This is a genomic window from Thermosynechococcus sp. NK55a (genome assembly GCF_000505665.1).
Lineage (GTDB): Bacteria > Cyanobacteriota > Cyanobacteriia > Thermosynechococcales > Thermosynechococcaceae > Thermosynechococcus.
The window spans coordinates 72,163-87,244 of record NC_023033.1; the positions used below are offsets into that span (position 1 = coordinate 72,163).

The 15,082-nt window shown below is 54.7% G+C and carries 15 protein-coding genes, 1 tRNA gene and 1 riboswitch; of the genes, 3 read left to right on the forward strand and 13 right to left on the reverse strand.

The annotated features are described in order from the left end of the window. Positions 1 to 16 precede the first annotated feature (16 nt). The 7 genes from NK55_RS00325 to NK55_RS00355 all read right to left on the reverse strand — a co-directional run bounded on the left by NK55_RS00325 (position 17) and on the right by NK55_RS00355 (position 5,964). A complete protein-coding gene (locus NK55_RS00325) occupies positions 17 to 547 on the reverse strand; it encodes a chemotaxis protein CheW (RefSeq protein ID WP_024123876.1) in 531 nt (176 codons plus the stop codon). Between the two features lie 5 nt (positions 548 to 552). After that, positions 553 to 918, reverse strand: coding sequence for a response regulator transcription factor (locus tag NK55_RS00330; RefSeq protein ID WP_024123877.1), 366 nt, complete (start codon positions 916 to 918; stop codon positions 553 to 555). Between the two features lie 87 nt (positions 919 to 1,005). Next, the gene (locus NK55_RS00335) at positions 1,006 to 2,247 is read right to left on the reverse strand and encodes a response regulator (RefSeq protein ID WP_024123878.1); all 1,242 of its coding nucleotides are present in this window, start codon (positions 2,245 to 2,247) and stop codon (positions 1,006 to 1,008) included. Between the two features lie 19 nt (positions 2,248 to 2,266). After that, positions 2,267 to 2,902 (reverse strand): MerR family transcriptional regulator, encoded by a 636-nt coding sequence (locus NK55_RS00340; RefSeq protein ID WP_024123879.1) that lies wholly within the window; start codon positions 2,900 to 2,902, stop codon positions 2,267 to 2,269. A 316-nt stretch (positions 2,903 to 3,218) separates the two neighbouring features. Then, positions 3,219 to 4,541: a 3-phosphoshikimate 1-carboxyvinyltransferase gene (gene aroA / locus NK55_RS00345; protein ID WP_024123880.1), complete on the reverse strand. Its 1,323-nt coding sequence runs from the start codon at positions 4,539 to 4,541 to the stop codon at positions 3,219 to 3,221. Between the two features lie 48 nt (positions 4,542 to 4,589). Further along, on the reverse strand, positions 4,590 to 5,126 hold the full coding sequence (locus NK55_RS00350; RefSeq protein WP_024123881.1) for a TIGR04376 family protein: 537 nt from the start codon (positions 5,124 to 5,126) through the stop codon (positions 4,590 to 4,592). A 13-nt stretch (positions 5,127 to 5,139) separates the two neighbouring features. Next, positions 5,140 to 5,964, reverse strand: coding sequence for a hypothetical protein (locus NK55_RS00355; protein WP_024123882.1), 825 nt, complete (start codon positions 5,962 to 5,964; stop codon positions 5,140 to 5,142). Positions 5,965 to 6,037: 73 nt separating this feature from the next. Here NK55_RS00355 and NK55_RS00360 point away from each other — a divergent pair, with 73 nt between their 5' ends. Then, the gene (locus NK55_RS00360) at positions 6,038 to 7,054 is read left to right on the forward strand and encodes a YheT family hydrolase (protein WP_024123883.1); all 1,017 of its coding nucleotides are present in this window, start codon (positions 6,038 to 6,040) and stop codon (positions 7,052 to 7,054) included. A gap of 15 nt (positions 7,055 to 7,069) precedes the next feature. On the opposite strand, the gene NK55_RS00365 is transcribed toward NK55_RS00360, so the two are convergent. The 3 genes from NK55_RS00365 to NK55_RS13630 all read right to left on the reverse strand — a co-directional run bounded on the left by NK55_RS00365 (position 7,070) and on the right by NK55_RS13630 (position 9,375). Beyond that, positions 7,070 to 7,141, reverse strand: a tRNA-Cys gene (locus tag NK55_RS00365). A gap of 37 nt (positions 7,142 to 7,178) precedes the next feature. Continuing rightward, positions 7,179 to 9,095 carry a sulfite reductase, ferredoxin dependent gene (sir, locus tag NK55_RS00370; protein WP_024123884.1) on the reverse strand — a complete coding sequence of 639 codons (1,917 nt, stop codon included), beginning with the start codon at positions 9,093 to 9,095 and terminating at the stop codon, positions 7,179 to 7,181. 109 nt (positions 9,096 to 9,204) lie between these two features. Then, a complete protein-coding gene (locus NK55_RS13630; protein WP_024123885.1) occupies positions 9,205 to 9,375 on the reverse strand; it encodes a hypothetical protein in 171 nt (56 codons plus the stop codon). Between the two features lie 157 nt (positions 9,376 to 9,532). On the opposite strand from NK55_RS13630, the gene zds reads away from it, so the two are divergent. Continuing rightward, positions 9,533 to 10,972 carry a 9,9'-di-cis-zeta-carotene desaturase gene (gene zds, locus NK55_RS00380; RefSeq protein ID WP_024123886.1) on the forward strand — a complete coding sequence of 480 codons (1,440 nt, stop codon included), beginning with the start codon at positions 9,533 to 9,535 and terminating at the stop codon, positions 10,970 to 10,972. Next, a complete protein-coding gene (locus tag NK55_RS00385; RefSeq protein WP_024123887.1) occupies positions 10,969 to 11,418 on the forward strand; it encodes an SRPBCC family protein in 450 nt (149 codons plus the stop codon). Before zds ends, NK55_RS00385 begins: the two co-directional genes overlap by 4 nt. A gap of 7 nt (positions 11,419 to 11,425) precedes the next feature. On the opposite strand, the gene NK55_RS00390 is transcribed toward NK55_RS00385, so the two are convergent. The 3 genes from NK55_RS00390 to NK55_RS14130 all read right to left on the reverse strand — a co-directional run bounded on the left by NK55_RS00390 (position 11,426) and on the right by NK55_RS14130 (position 14,873). Beyond that, positions 11,426 to 12,415, reverse strand: coding sequence for an inorganic phosphate transporter (locus NK55_RS00390; RefSeq protein WP_024123888.1), 990 nt, complete (start codon positions 12,413 to 12,415; stop codon positions 11,426 to 11,428). 3 nt (positions 12,416 to 12,418) lie between these two features. Further along, positions 12,419 to 13,801, reverse strand: a complete 1,383-nt coding sequence (gene thiC, locus NK55_RS00395) for a phosphomethylpyrimidine synthase (protein ID WP_041429347.1) — start codon at positions 13,799 to 13,801, stop codon at positions 12,419 to 12,421. A gap of 10 nt (positions 13,802 to 13,811) precedes the next feature. Beyond that, positions 13,812 to 13,910: riboswitch (TPP riboswitch) on the reverse strand. A 33-nt stretch (positions 13,911 to 13,943) separates the two neighbouring features. Further along, the gene (locus NK55_RS14130) at positions 13,944 to 14,873 is read right to left on the reverse strand and encodes a septal ring lytic transglycosylase RlpA family protein (RefSeq protein WP_024123890.1); all 930 of its coding nucleotides are present in this window, start codon (positions 14,871 to 14,873) and stop codon (positions 13,944 to 13,946) included. Positions 14,874 to 15,082: the final 209 nt, after the last annotated feature.

Sequence of the window (15,082 nt, forward strand, 5' to 3'; positions counted from 1 at the left end):
TTCTACTTTTTCTAGTTTAGAGTCCCCAGCGAGCACTGCGTAAAATGGCAAGGGGATCTAAAAGCTTCACAATGTCCTGTTGCTCCGCATCAAAGACCCACTCGCCCCGTACAAAGGGAGCCATCTGATCGCTGACATGGGTAGCGGGCCTGATGGTGTCATTGTTGAGCCACTCCATACCCCGCACCTGATGAACTGCTAGCCCCACCATTAACTCATCATCCTCAATGGCAATAATCGATAGCTCAGAGCGATCGGTATTCAAGGGGGTGTCGTTCCCCAGAAACTTACCCGTATCCGCTACCCAAATTACCTGGCCCCGCAAGTTCAAAATCCCCAGTAGGAGATTGGAGGTATTGGGCACTGGGGTAATGCGATCGGGGCTCACGGCTACGACTTCGCGCACCCCAATAGCCGGTAGCGCCAAGGTATCACCGCTAGGGATCGTAAAGAGAATATGTAAATCTCCCTCGGGGGTTCTGAGGTCATCGATACGGTCACTGTCGATGGGGGCATTGGTGGCGAGTAGGTCTGAGCTGCTAAACATCTTTTCTAGCCTCGCAAGAGTTGCTTGATGGTGCCAACGAGTTCTTTGGGATCAAAGGGCTTCGTAATGTACGCATCTGCCCCCTGTTTCATGCCCCAATAGCGATCAAACTCCTCACCTTTGGAGCTACACATAACCACGGGAATTGATTGGGTGCGGGGGTCGGACTTAATTTGGCGGCAGACTTCATACCCATTCATACGGGGCATGACAATATCGAGGACAACCACATCTGGGGTGCTCTGCTGCAATTGCTCCATTGCCTCCACACCATCGCTGGCAACCGTTACGTCAAAGCCTGTTTTTGCCAGCAATTCGCTAATCATTTCCCGCTGGGGTGGACTATCTTCGACAACTAAGACTTTGGTCATAGGGGGTTACACGTAAGAATTAAGGTTTTGCTTTATATTCTAAAAGCCCAAGAGTATGACAGCTTCATCACAGTTAACCTGGGGAGGTTAATGGGACGTCTCGAGACCTGACTTTGGTTCTAGCACGTCGCTAAAGAACTCGTCTGTTAAGGAGGTTACAGGCGGGGCTGCGCCAATGTAATGATGCGTAATTGTTAATAATTCTTGGGTTGAAAAGGGCTTACTGAGGTAATCAGTGGCACCAGCCACCTTGGCTCGCAGGCGATCGCTCCAACCAACGAGGCTAGTCAGCATAATAATCGGCGTATAGCGGAAGCGAGGCGTGTGCCGCAGGAGGGTGCAAAATTCGTAGCCATCCAATTCGGGCATGGCAATATCCAGGAAAATCAGATCGGGGTTGAGTTGGAAAATGAGACTCAAGGCGGTCAGTGGGTGGGCGATCGCTGTGGCTTCATAACCTGCGGCCTGCAGAGTAGACTCAACCACTTGACGCACAGTGGCGGCATCATCCACACACACGACCCGGGGCGATCGCCGCCAAGAAAGGGGTGGAAATGTACGGGTGTGGCCATTGGTTCCCCAAGAACTGACTTGTAAGTACCCTTTATGAAGATAGGGCAGCAGGAGTTTGCCCACAGTCACGCCATCTCGTCCCAGTTGTCGACTCAGGCGGCGCAAGGTGATGGGCGCGCGCACAAAGGGCTCCAGTTGACGAAACCACTGATCCGCTGGATCGTTGCCCGTGGGTTTAATATCCGTCAGTTCAAGGGATTGATCCAAGGAACGCAATTCTGGATGCAGTTTTTTCCATTCCTGCAGATGACTCAGGCTGTCATTGAGTAGCGCCGTTAGGGAGAGATGGTGCCATTGGGGAGTGAGGGGACTCGCACTATAAAACTTAAACCAAGCGCGATTGAGGCTAACAACGTCAAAGAGACTCTCCCGCAGCAGCGCCCGCCACACGCTATGGATTTGATTGAGCTTGCAATAATCAAGGAGCCACCACAGGCATTCGTATTCCACCCAACTGGCACCGGCTTTGCTTTCGATGAAGCTATCGGGACTTGGCCAAGGAATGTCCTGTCCATAGAGCAGATCCTGCAACCGCTCTAAACTGTGGCTGTGGCGATCAGCAATGTAAACCAAATAACCATGATTCAAAAACAGAAGCCACGTACGACCGGCATCATCTTCGATGTACAGTTCCCCAGTGCGCTGGCCAAGGGCAAGGGTTTGGCACAGCGTGTAGATATCCGTATCGTTGAGGCATCCTTCCATGGCGTTATTATAGCGATCGCCGGTGAGCTGACCGCGACACAGGATATTCAATCTCGGTTGGCGCTCTCCATTAGCGTTGGGTATAGCTAGAGAGCAATTGCACCAGTTGTTTTACCAGGGCTTCCTGATCGCGATTGATTTGGGGAAAGTTAAAGTCATCGCGAATATGAACTTCAAAGCCGGGCGCCACCTCAATGCGCTTCCAAGACTCCGGTTGCGGCGAATGACTTGAGGGCGGCACCTCGCGACGGCTGATAGTGGGACTGACGCGCATGGGCTCCCCATAGCGATGCTCGGAGCGCTCCTGTACCTGCTGCAAAAAGGCCAAAGCTGGGTTGATTGGGGGTGGATTCAATTGAAGATGCACCCCCTGCTCAAGGAGGGCCCGCAGTTCTGGGGTGCTCATGCGATACACCAGTTTGTAAATGGCACCTGCGGTATAGCCCTCCATCAACAGCCGCCGCACCACCAGCAACTGCACAAGGTGGCGATAGCCGTAGCGACCTTCGCGGCCAATGCGAGCGGGGCGGTCAATCAATTTACAGGAGGTGTAATGGCGCACCAGCCGCGGGTTGACCTCTTCCAAAACACGGTTTTTGGAGTCCTCCTGGGGGAGGTGCTGGGGCAAAAGTTCGTTGGCGATTTCCACCAACTCATCTAATGACCATTGGTCCTGAACATGAACGAAGTCTTGAATTGTTGCCATGATGAAAAAGCTCAACTTTTTTTGAACAAAAACAGAAGGTCAGGGGGGCCCAAAGCCTGAGTTAAAGGGAGCAACGTTCCTAGGATAGAAGTGAAACTATGATACCGTATTTTATTGATTGTGTATCATTTTGGCGCTCAATTTACAATTTAGTCGAGCGATCCCCGGGAACACCAACACTCCATCACCTAGGGGTACGCAGAATTCAACATCGGGCAAGCCCCGATTGTGATGCCAAAACAATTTATTTGATGCTAGCATACAGCGTTTAGTGTTGAGTGAAGTTCTCCCAAGAATTACTGGGATTTTTGTGCTATCAAGCAATTTGTTGCAGAGTTGTTACAAATTCTGGATAGGAGACCGCTGCTGCACTGGCGTTGTGAATTTCACTGGTTCCCTTGGCATTGAGGGCAGCGATCGCCAGACTCATGGCCATCCGATGATCGCCGTAGGTTTCCAGATGGCTGCCCTGCAAGGGCACGCCCCCTTGAATATCGAGGCCATCCCTGAGTTCAGTGACCTTAGCGCCCATTTTTTGCAATTCTGTGGCCACGGCCTTGAGGCGATCGCTCTCCTTCACCCGCAGTTCTGCCGCATCGCGAATTTCAGTGACCCCCTCTGCAAAAGCAGCAGCCACAGCCACAATGGGAATCTCATCAATCACGCGGGGAATCAATTCACCGCCAATATGGGTGCCCTTCAGCCTCGCCGATCGCACCCGCAGATCTGCCACCGGTTCTCCCGTAACCAGCCGCTCATTTTCAAGGGTAATCTCTGCCCCCATTGCCCAAAGAACATCGAGAATGCCGGTGCGGGTGGGGTTGACCCCCACATTGGTCAGCAGCAATTCTGAATCAGGAATAATAGAGGCTGCCACCAACCAAAAGGCAGCTGAACTGATGTCCCCGGGGACAATGACCTTCTGACCCTTTAGGACCGCCGGCCCTGCCAAACTGACTGTACAGGTGGCCTCATCCACGCTCAAACGGGCACCAAAGGCCTGAAGCATCCGTTCACTGTGATCTCGGGAGCGGTGGGGTTCGCGAATAATGGTGGTGCCTTCGGTGTGGAGGGCGGCCAGCAATAGCGCTGATTTTACCTGAGCGGAGGCAATGGGACTGTAGTAGGTGATGGGCTCTAGGGGCTGTCCCAAAACGGCCAAGGGGGCACGACTGTGGTGTTGACGGCCCCAAATCTGGGCACCCATCTGTAGGAGGGGTGTGACGACCCGGGCCATAGGGCGCGATCGCAGGGAAGCATCCCCAGTCATCGTAAAAAAGCGACCCGTTTGCGCTGCCAATACCCCCAACAATAGCCGCATCGTTGTACCGGAGTTGCCGGCATTCATCACATCCACCGGCTCCTGAAGGCGGCCAATGCCCAAGCCTTGCACCGTTACTGCTGTGGCATTGAGATCCGAAATCTCCACACCAAGGGCACGGAAACAGGAGGCAGTACTACAGATATCCTCACCCACGAGCAATCCTTCGATATGGGTGGTGCCCTCTGCTATGGCCCCCAACATCAGGGCCCGGTGGGAAATGGACTTATCCCCCGGTACTTGGAGGGTACCCCGCAGGGGATGGCCATCGGCCTGAATCTGCCAAGTGTCGTCGGATGCAATCTGAATAACCGCCATGGGACATTTGGATAAAACCGCGTTCTCGATTGTCCCACGTCTGTTGCCCTATAACCCCATGGAGCGTTTCAGTTCCTCAAGGGCAGTTTGCAATTCCAGACGGCGAAACTCAGCTTCAATTGGATCATTGAGGTCACTGCTGATGCGCGGCGGGGGTGGGGGCGGGGGCGCACTGGCGGCAGGAACGCGGTGCATCACTTCCTGACGGCGATCGCGAATCTTGTGCAAAAGCTGCTGGGTAACGGAAATTTGATTGAGGGCATCGAGACGCTGGGTCCACAATTGCTCTCCGCGGCGGCGTAATTCAGCCTCCCGCTGCTGTGCCAATGCCACAAGGTCGGGGCGCTGAGCGGCCATCGCCGTTTGGATGCGATCGCGCCAGCGGCGAATTTCGGAAACAAGGCCTAAAATCTGCTGTTCACAGGTATTGACTTCCTGTTGCAACCGTAACAGGCGCTCTTGGGTTTGCCGTTCTTGATCTTCTAGCTCAAGGAGCAGCAGATTAAGTTCAAGCTCAGGGTTGGCACGGATAAAGTCCTCGAGTTTTTGCTCTAGGAATGCATTTAGGTCCCGAAAAAAGCTCATGGGTGCCCCTTCCCTAAAAACTTTGGCCAACAGTGAGGGAGCGCACTTCCCCTTGACGTCGTAGCACCGCCCGCTGATTTTGAATCTGCACCAGTTGCCAGCCGTCGTTGCCAATGGTGTCGCCCACACTCAAGCGCAGCGTTTGGCCATTGCTTTGAAAAAGCGCCACCGAGCGATCGCCCAGTTCGAGGATGCCCACTAGGGTATGTTGGGGGGGAGCAGGCGGCGGGGGGGACGGCGCCGGTGCTGGCGCTGTTACCGTGGGTAAATTGGGCAGTGGGACCGCCGGCGGGCTGGGGGCTTGGTAAACGGGAACGTAGATGCGCTCAACGGTTGGGGCAGAGGCTGTGGGGCTGGGCATGGAATTGCTGGCGATCGCGGGGGGTGAAGGGGTTGGGGTGGCGACCTGTTGGCTAAGGAGTTGCAGGGAGGTTTGCAGATACTCAGCAAAGGCCATGTCGGCGGGGCTAGTGCTTGTGGTCACCGCAGCGTCAGGGGCAACTGCAACCGGCTGGCGATTCAGGCTGATCCAGAGGCCAACCCCCAGTACAAAGGAGGCAATGCCTACCCCCATCAAAAAGCGATCGCCCCAAGAAAATGTTTGCTGCGGCTCTGGACAGTGCAGCCAGCGAGAAGGTTCCGAAGGAGGAGTGGTGGGTTCAAAAGGGACGGGGAGGGAAGGCTTAGGCTCTAAAACCGCTGCTAGGGATTCTGGCTCATTGGGGTTGGCCTCCACAGTGGCAAAGACTTCATCTAGCAAGCGATTGGCTTGGACATCTGTCAGACAGGTTTCTCTGATGTAGGGCTCTGTCCGCTTCGGATGATTGCTCTGTGTCATCGCCCATGCCTCACAATGATCACCAAAAACGCCCAACCTTGCCCATTTTGCCTACGATGGATGACTAGATTCTATGCAATCCCTATCCTATTGGCCACCCCTGCCGCTGCACTCTGGCGTGATCCACACCGTTTTTACCGCCTATGTTCAACGCTGGGGATGCCTCTACCCTTGGCAACCACAAACTAGTCATGTTTTCCATGGAGCTGAGGGCGTGCCCCTGTACGGTGAGGGGTATCGGGTTGGCCAAGCCCGCGGCACCATCATTGCCACCTACGGCATTACGGGTGATCTCAAGAATCAATGGTACTTGCATACCCTTGCCCATTGGGCGATTGCCCGCGGCTTTGATGTCCTCCTTTTCGATTGGCGTGCCCATGGGCGCAGCGCAGAACTGTCCCCCGTGTTAACCAGTGATGGTCTCTATGAAGGACAAGACTTTGTGGCGATCGCCCAGCAGTGTCAAGCCCTCGGCTATACCCCTCCCTATTGGTTGGTTGGCTATTCCTTGGGGGGGCAGTTAGCCCTTTGGGGTGCCTGGTATGCCCAACAGCAAGGGAAAACAGAGATTGGGGGGGCTGCGGTCATCTGCCCCAACCTTGACTCCAATCGTTCCCTTGCCTACCTAGGCCAGACTTTTTGGGGACGGCAATTTGAAGGCGCCATCAGTCGTCAACTCCAACACTTGGCTCGCCACCTTCATCGCCTTTATCCTCAGATCTTTGATCTCAACACTGTTGCCAAGATTGACACTATTGCCGGTTTTGACGCCGCCCTCGTCATTGACCGCCTTGGCTTTAGCAGTGTGGCCGAGTATTACGCTGCCAGCAGTCCCTTGCCGCTGCTGCCCCAATTGACAATACCCCTATGGATTCTCTATGCCGCCGATGATCCCCTATTTGATCCCTGTCTTGTGCCCGAACTGCTCACTATTGCCGAGGGGAATCCTGCCCTTACCCTGCTGCTGACCGAACAGGGGGGTCACGTGGGTTTTACCAGCGATCGCAAGTGCCAACGCCTTTGGGGTGATCCAGACTACTGCTGGGGTATCCATCGACTCTTAGATTGGCTTGAGCAGCGAGCTGGATAAGCGATGGAATGGTGAAGGCGGCACCCGGATTCGAACCGGGGGATAAAGGTTTTGCAGACCTCTGCCTTACCACTTGGCTATGCCGCCCTATTTGGCAACTTCTCATTATAGCCGATAGGCAATCCTATCCTTGCTTGTTTTGCCGCGATTGCTCAAGGTAATGCTGAATGGCTTCACGGGTCACCGCCGCTAGGGACCTGCCCTGTGCTGCTGCCAATTCCTTGAGTTGTTGGTATTGATCAGCCCGCACATCCACGCGATAGCGCTTCGTTGTGGCAGTGGGCACGTAATTTGCTGCAAACTGTCGCAAGGCTGCAAAACCAACCCGATGGCAAAAATCACCAAAGGATTCTCCCCGCTGCCGGCGATCGCGATAAAAGACCAGCAATGGCTCTAGGGCCGTTTCCAGTTCGGCAATAGGCAACCGCTCAATGTAGACCGCTGCCAAGCGGGTTTGATCGGGACTTCCCCCCAACCAAGTTTGATAGGCGCCGGGCACAATGCCGACAAAGCCCAATTCCGCCAAGTAGGGACGGGCACAGCCATTGGGACACCCTGTCATCCGAATCACAAAATGTTCGTCCTTCAGTCCCAGCCGATCCATGAGGCGACGAATCCGCTCCAGTACCCCCGGAATTGCCCGCTCCGACTCGGTAATGGCCAAGCCACAGGTGGGCAATGCTGGACAGGCCATGCTATAGCGTTGGAGGGGATCAATGGCCCTGACATCCTGAACGCCGTGCTCCTCAAGGAGGTGCTGAATCGCAGCCTGCTGATCGGGAGAGACATCGCACAGGAGCAGATTTTGGTGGGGCGTCACCCGCAGGGGGAGATGAAAGTCCTCAACGATTTTCTTGAGGGCCGACTTGAGTCTGAAGTTGCCCTGATCTAGGATGCGGCCATTGGCAATGGACAAGCCATAGAAGAATTTGCCATCCCCTTGGGGGTGCCAGCCCAAAAAGTCCTGATAGCGCCACGGCGGCAGCGGGCGAAAGGGTTCGAGGGGTTTGCCAAAGTATTCCTCCACTTTGGCCTTGAATTTTTCGACCCCCCAGTCGTGGATCAGATATTTCAAACGGGCGTGGCGCCGATTATAGCGATCGCCATAGTCCCGCTGGGTCGCCACGATCGCCTTCACAGCCTCATAGACATCTGCTGCTGGCACAAAGCCAATTTCATCGGCCATGCGGGCAAAGGTTTCTTCCTTGTTGTGGGTGCGGCCCAAGCCACCACCGGCATAGATATTGAACCCCTCAAGATGGCCTTGGGAATCTGTAATCACCACCAGGGTCAAATCTTGGGAGAAAAGATCCACAGAATTATCCCCCGGCACCGTGACGCAGCACTTAAACTTGCGGGGCATATAGTGATCGCCGTAGATTGGCTCTTCGTTATTCGGGAAAATGGTGCCATGGCCATTGCGCTGCCGTGCTGCCTTGACATCGGGGTGCTCTTCGGCGGAGATTACCTTTTCGCCATCGAGCCAAATCTCGTAGTAGGCACCCGTTTGGGGTGTTAGGAGATCGGCAATGCGGTGGGCATACTCATAGGCAAGGATATATTCTGGGCGATCGCGAAAGGGGGCGGGGGGCGCCATGACATTGCGGTTCACATCACCGCAGGCTCCCAAGGTCGATCCCATGCTGCGGACAATGGCAGCGATCGCTGCTTTTAAATTCTTCTTGAGAATGCCATGCAGCTGAAATCCCTGCCGTGTTGTGGCTCGCAGCGTGCGGTTGCCATACTCATCTGCCAAGCGATCCAAGGTTAAATAGAGCTGCGGCGGAATATAGCCCGCTGGACTGCGGGTGCGCAGCATGAACTGGTAGTCTTTTTCCTGCCCTTTGACGCGGTTATCGCGATTGTCCTGCTGATAGGAGCCATGGAACTTGAGGATCTGCACACCCTCTTCACTAAAACGATTCGTTGGTTCTAGTAATTCTGTGGCAACAGGTTCTCGCAGATGTTGGCTCTGTTCCTTGAGAGTCTCAATTTTTGAGCGTTTCAGTGTGGCATTGGCAGAGGGGGGCGAAGCAACCATAGTATTTTTGTCTTCCAACAGGCGAAGGTAACCAAAATGACGACAGCTAAAAGTCCCTAATCTTGATCGGGAAAGTGAGCTATCTCATTTTAGCGAACCTGTGGAATGATTAACAGGAGGGTTCTTCCTTGGAGGCACAGTCCTTTTGCCAGCAGCGTTCGAGGTAAGCATTGTAATACTGCCGCCAGAACCGCTTGGGATTCAGGGTAAAGCCCGGACTAAATAGCCGTTGGTTCAAATACTGCCAGAGGGGAAAGGCAAGGACACAACGCGTAGCCATAAGCACACCGTGAGCGTGAGCGATTCAAAAACTTCAACTTACCTCGATCATAGACGAGGGTTCTGGGGGGCAAGGGTCTCTGCCAAGTTTCTTAACGCGCGGGAAAGCGCTCGAGAGCGAAAAATGTTAAAATCTGTAAAGTTTTCTGGGATCGCCGATGCGGGTTGTCATTGTTGGTGCAGGGTTGGCCGGCTTAGCCGCCGCAGTGGATTTGGTGGATGCCGGTCACAGTGTTGAAATCTATGAATCCCGTCCCTTTGTGGGGGGCAAAGTCAGCAGTTGGCAAGATGCCGATGGCAACCACATTGAGATGGGGCTGCATGTTTTCTTTTACAACTACGCTAATCTCTTTGAACTGATGACCAAGGTGGGGGCGATCGCCAACCTACTGCCCAAGGAACATACCCACACATTTATTAATTGTGGGGGTCAGGTGGGGGAACTGGATTTTCGCTTTCCCTTGGGCGCCCCCTTCAACGGTCTCAAGGCCTTCTTCACCACCCGTCAACTCTCTGCTGCCGATAAATTTTTTAATGCTATTGCCCTTGGCACCAGTCCTGTGGTGCGGGGTCTGGTGGACTATGAGGGGGCGATGCGCCAAATTCGCGCCTTAGATTGCATGAGTTTTGCGGAGTGGTTTCGGCGGCATGGTGGTTCAGAAAATAGCCTCAAACGCCTCTGGAATCCTATTTCCTACGCCTTGGGTTTTATTGATACTGAGCACATGTCTGCGCGCTGTATGCTCACGATCTTTATGATGTTTGCCGCCAAAACAACCGCCTCACGGCTGAGTATGCTCAAAGGATCACCAGCGGAATACCTGCTCAAGCCCTTGGTGAACTATATTGAAGCGCGGGGGGCTAAAATTCATCTGCGGCGACGCGTCAAGGAAATTCTGTTTCGCGGCGAGGATACCAGCACTTGGCAGGTGGAAGGCTTGCTGATTCCCCGTGGGGAAGCGCTGGAAACAGTGACGGCGGATGCCTATCTGTGTGCCTGTGATGTGCCGGGGATTCAACGCCTGATTCCAGAGGCCTGGCGATCGCACCCAACCTTCGACAACATCTTTAAGCTCGCGGCTGTGCCTGTGGCCACGGTCCAACTGCGATTTGATGGCTGGGTTACGGAACTGCAAGACCCCAGTAAACAAAAACAGGTGGCGGCAACGGGTATTGATAACCTGCTGTACACCGCCGATGCCGATTTTTCCTGCTTTGCCGATTTGGCCCTCACTAGCCCAGCGGACTACTATCGCGAAGGCCAAGGCTCTCTGCTCCAAGTGGTGCTCACCCCCGGCGATCCCTTCATTAAGGCCAGCAATGAAGAGATTGCCCAACACGTGTTGCGCCAAGTCCATGAACTTTTCCCCTCGTCGCGCCATCTCAACATGACATGGTACAGTGTCGTCAAATTGGCGCAGTCCCTCTATCGCGAAGCCCCCGGCATGGATCCCTATCGTCCACCCCAAAAGACGCCGGTTCCTAACTTTTACTTGGCGGGCAGCTACACGCAGCAGGACTACATTGACAGTATGGAGGGCGCGACGATGTCCGGACGACAAGCCGCCCAGGCGATTTTGGCAGGAGGTCACCCATGAGTTGGTTAGAGCATACGGTGCAGACTGAAGTGGCCGCTGATGTTGATCGCGTCTGGGCACTGTGGTCCGACCTAGAGAAAATGCCCCTGTGGATGAAGTGGATTGAATCGGTGGTCATCACCGCAGAGGACCCCACGCTATCCCGCTGGACATTGGCCACGGGAAACTGGCACTTTAGCTGGCGATCGCGCATTTGCCGCCAAGTAAAGCACCAAATTATTCAATGGGAGTCCGTGGATGGCCTACCCAATCGGGGGGCAATTCGCTTTTACGATCGCCAGGGCAGCACCATTGTCAAGCTCTCGGTCTCCTATGCAATTCCCGGAGTCTTAGGACAAATTATGGATCGCCTGTTCTTGGGTCGGGTAGTTGAAAGTACACTGCAAGCGGATCTCGAACGCTTTCGGGAGTATGCCCAACGGATGCAACCCACACAGGTTTCCTGAGTTTGGCTTACAGTTGCGCTAGACAAAAAGAGATTGCCATCGCCAGCAGGGCTGCACCGGGAAACGTCAGCACCCATGCCATGAAAATTTGGCCCCACACGTGCCAGTTCACTTCCCCTTGATGGCGATACCCGGCACCCGTAATTGCCCCCACCACGACTTGGGTGGTACTGACGGGAAAGCCCACTAGACTAGCGGCTCCGACTGTTAAGGCGGCACTCAGGTTAGCTAAGCAGCCACTCACAGGGTCAAGGGATGTAATTTTCTCCCCTGTGGTGTGGATAATGCGCTCGCCGCCGCCATAGGTCCCGAGCGCGATCGCTAAGGCACAGGCAGCAATCACCCAGACGGGGACACCGGCATCCGGAGACAGTTCTCCCCAACTCACCAGGGCAAGGGTCATGACCCCCATTGTTTTCTGGGCATCATTGGCACCGTGGGCCACTGCCATCAACATTCCAGAGAGAATCTGTAACCGTTGCCAGTGTTCTGGGGGAATGTCTTGCCATTGCAGCCATTTCTCGACAAGCGCCATGAAACTCAGGCCGACCGCGATCGCCACCAAGGGAGACACGACCATGGGAATGACTACCGACCCAATAATTCCCTGCCAATAGATGATCTGGGGTGACACTTGAAAGAGGGCTGCCCCCACCAAGCCACCAATAAGGGCGTGGGAAGAACTACTGGGCAAGCCCCAATACCAAGTGAGCAAATTCCAGGCCATCGCACCAAGGAGTGCAGCACTAATCACGCCAAACCAATGGCTACCCAAGGCAGTGCTGTTGAGAATACCTGCTTCAATGGTTAGCGCCACCCGCGTACTCAAGAAAGCACCACCAAAATTAGCCACAGCAGCAAGGAGGAGCGCCGAGCGCAGGGAAAGGGCACGGGTGGCCACCACCGTTGCAATGGCATTGGCGGCATCATGGAAACCATTGGTGACATCAAAAAGGAGGGCGATCGCCATCAGCCCCCCCTTGAAATCAATGGCCATGCCCTAGGCAGAGGCACTCACTTGATCTTTGTCCTTGGCGAGGAATTGCTCCAGCTCAGCAAGGGCCTCGGCATCTACCTTCGTTTGCATGGGGCAAAACTTGGGCCCGCACATGGAGCAGAACTCAGCCGTTTTATAGATATCTGCCGGTAGGGTTTCGTCGTGGTATTCCCGGGCTCGCTCCGGATCAAGGGCCAGTTCAAACTGGCGGTTCCAGTCAAAGTTGTACCGTGCCCGCGACAGTTCATCATCGCGATCGCGCGCCCCCGGACGGTGACGGGCAATATCCGCCGCGTGAGCCGCAATCTTGTAGGCAATCAAGCCATTGCGCACATCTTCAGCATTGGGTAAGCCAAGGTGCTCTTTAGGAGTCACATAACACAGCATGGCCGTGCCGTACCAACCCGCCAAGGCAGCGCCAATGGCACTAGTAATGTGATCATAGCCGGGGGCAATATCCGTGACCAACGGCCCAAGGACATAGAAGGGAGCTTCAGCGCATTCCTCCATCTGCTTGCGCACATTAAATTCAATTTGATCCATAGGCACATGGCCAGGGCCTTCCACCATCACCTGGACATCGTGTTCCCAAGCCTTGCGGGTGAGTTGACCGAGGGTTTTCAATTCCGCCAGTTGGGCTTCATCGGAGGCATCATGCAAACACCCCGGCCGCAGCGAGTCCCCCAAGGAGAAGGAGACATCATATTTTTTGAAGATCTCAATAATGTCGCGGAAGTGGGTATAGAGGGGATTTTGTTTGTGGTGATATAGCATCCACTTGGCAAGAATGCCGCCGCCACGAGACACAATCCCTGTGATGCGGTTTTTCACCAAGGGCAGGTATTCAATGAGAAGCCCCGCATGGATGGTCATGTAGTCCACCCCCTGCTGAGCGTGCTTTTCAATCACATGGAGAAAATCCTCAGGGGTGAGCCGCTCAACGCTGCCGTGGACACTTTCAAGGGCTTGATAGACGGGCACTGTGCCGATGGGCACCGGTGAGGCATTAATAATGGCGGTGCGAATGGCGTCAAGGTCACCTCCCCCTGTGGAGAGATCCATCACCGTATCGGCACCATACTTCACTGCTAGACGCAGCTTCGCCAATTCTTCCTCCAGGTTCGAGGAGTTGGGAGAGGCACCAATGTTGGCATTGACTTTACACTTGGCGGCAATCCCGATCGCCATGGGTTCGAGGTTGGGGTGATTGATATTGGCGGGAATAATCATCCGCCCGCGGGCAACTTCATCGCGAATCAATTCAGGGGGCAAGTTTTCCCGCCGCGCCACATAGTGCATTTCTTCGGTGATCATTCCTTGGCGGGCATAATGCATTTGGGTGACATTGTCGTGCCCTTTGCGGGCAGCAATCCATTGGCTACGCACCATTGATAGAATCCTCTCTAGACAGCTTCCCTGCGCCAGCATGATCCGGTTCAGGTTCTAAGGGTTTGCTCTCAGCCTGCGGTGACCGCAGACACCCCTAGCATGTCGTTCATTCTATCACTTTGCCCTTGGGGGGTGGGGGTTAGTCCAAAACGTCAATGCGTACATATCCGACACCGGCACCAATGAGGCCAATGGCAGCAGCAGCCCCCCGCGAGAGGTCAATTTCCCGCCCTCCCGTAAAGGGCCCGCGATCGTTAATCCGCACCACCACTGAGCGGCCATTTTGGAGATTGGTCACCCGCACCCGTTTCCCAAAGGGCAGTGTGCGATGGGCAGCCGTCAGGGCATTTTGATCAAATCGCTCACCATTGGCGGTGCGGGCACCATGGAAGCCGGGGCCATACCACGAGGCAATGCCCGTAAACTGCATCCGAATTGGCCCCATGGCCACAACTGTATTTGGGCTGCCCTCTACGCTGGTTAAAGCAGGAGCATTGCCCAACTGGCGTCGGATCAGATTGGTAATTCGCAGGGCGTTTTCAGCGCTGCGTTGTGAACTATTCGGGAGTATTACCTGATTGTTTAGGGTCAGGAGAGGTTCTTTATCGGCGTAGATGCGATAGTTCTGTTGTTGGGCATCCCAACGCACACGCACAAGATTGGCGTCAAAGCCCTGTTCGTGGAGCTGATTGAGGCGAGCGGTGAGAAGGGTTGCCTGTTGGGCTGCCTCTGAGAGGGTGGTTTGCTCTGGCATGCCAGCGCTATTAGCGGCAGCGACTTTGACCCTCTCCGTGGCTGCTAGCCGCTGCCCCAAGAAGGTGAGTACCGGAATCCCCCGCAAGTAGACGGTTACGGCTTCGCGGCCTTGCTGTTGGTGACGATGGAGACTGGCGATCGCTGGCGTTGTCGCTGGAGCAGTGGCTTGGCGTTCCCCAACTTTGGTGGCAACGGCGGCGGGGGCTGAAACAGATTCTGGGGCTGGCGTGCTTGTAGTTGCACGGCTACTGGAAAGCATTCCCAACACAGCCAACGTGGTTGTTGTCAGACCCACATAAAGCGTTTTTTTCATAGGCGTCCGTTAAAAAGGGCATCCATACGGCTGGACAGTAGGGCACCAACATCACACAGGGGTAACCCCTACTGGTGCCGTGTTCGCTCTCATCGCGGAACTGTTTCAACCTACCACGAAGGCCTAGAATCAAGCATCAGGAGCATTTTGTTCGTGACAAACATTTTGAAAGAGAATAAAAAACCGCTGAAGTCGGTAAAACCTACGCA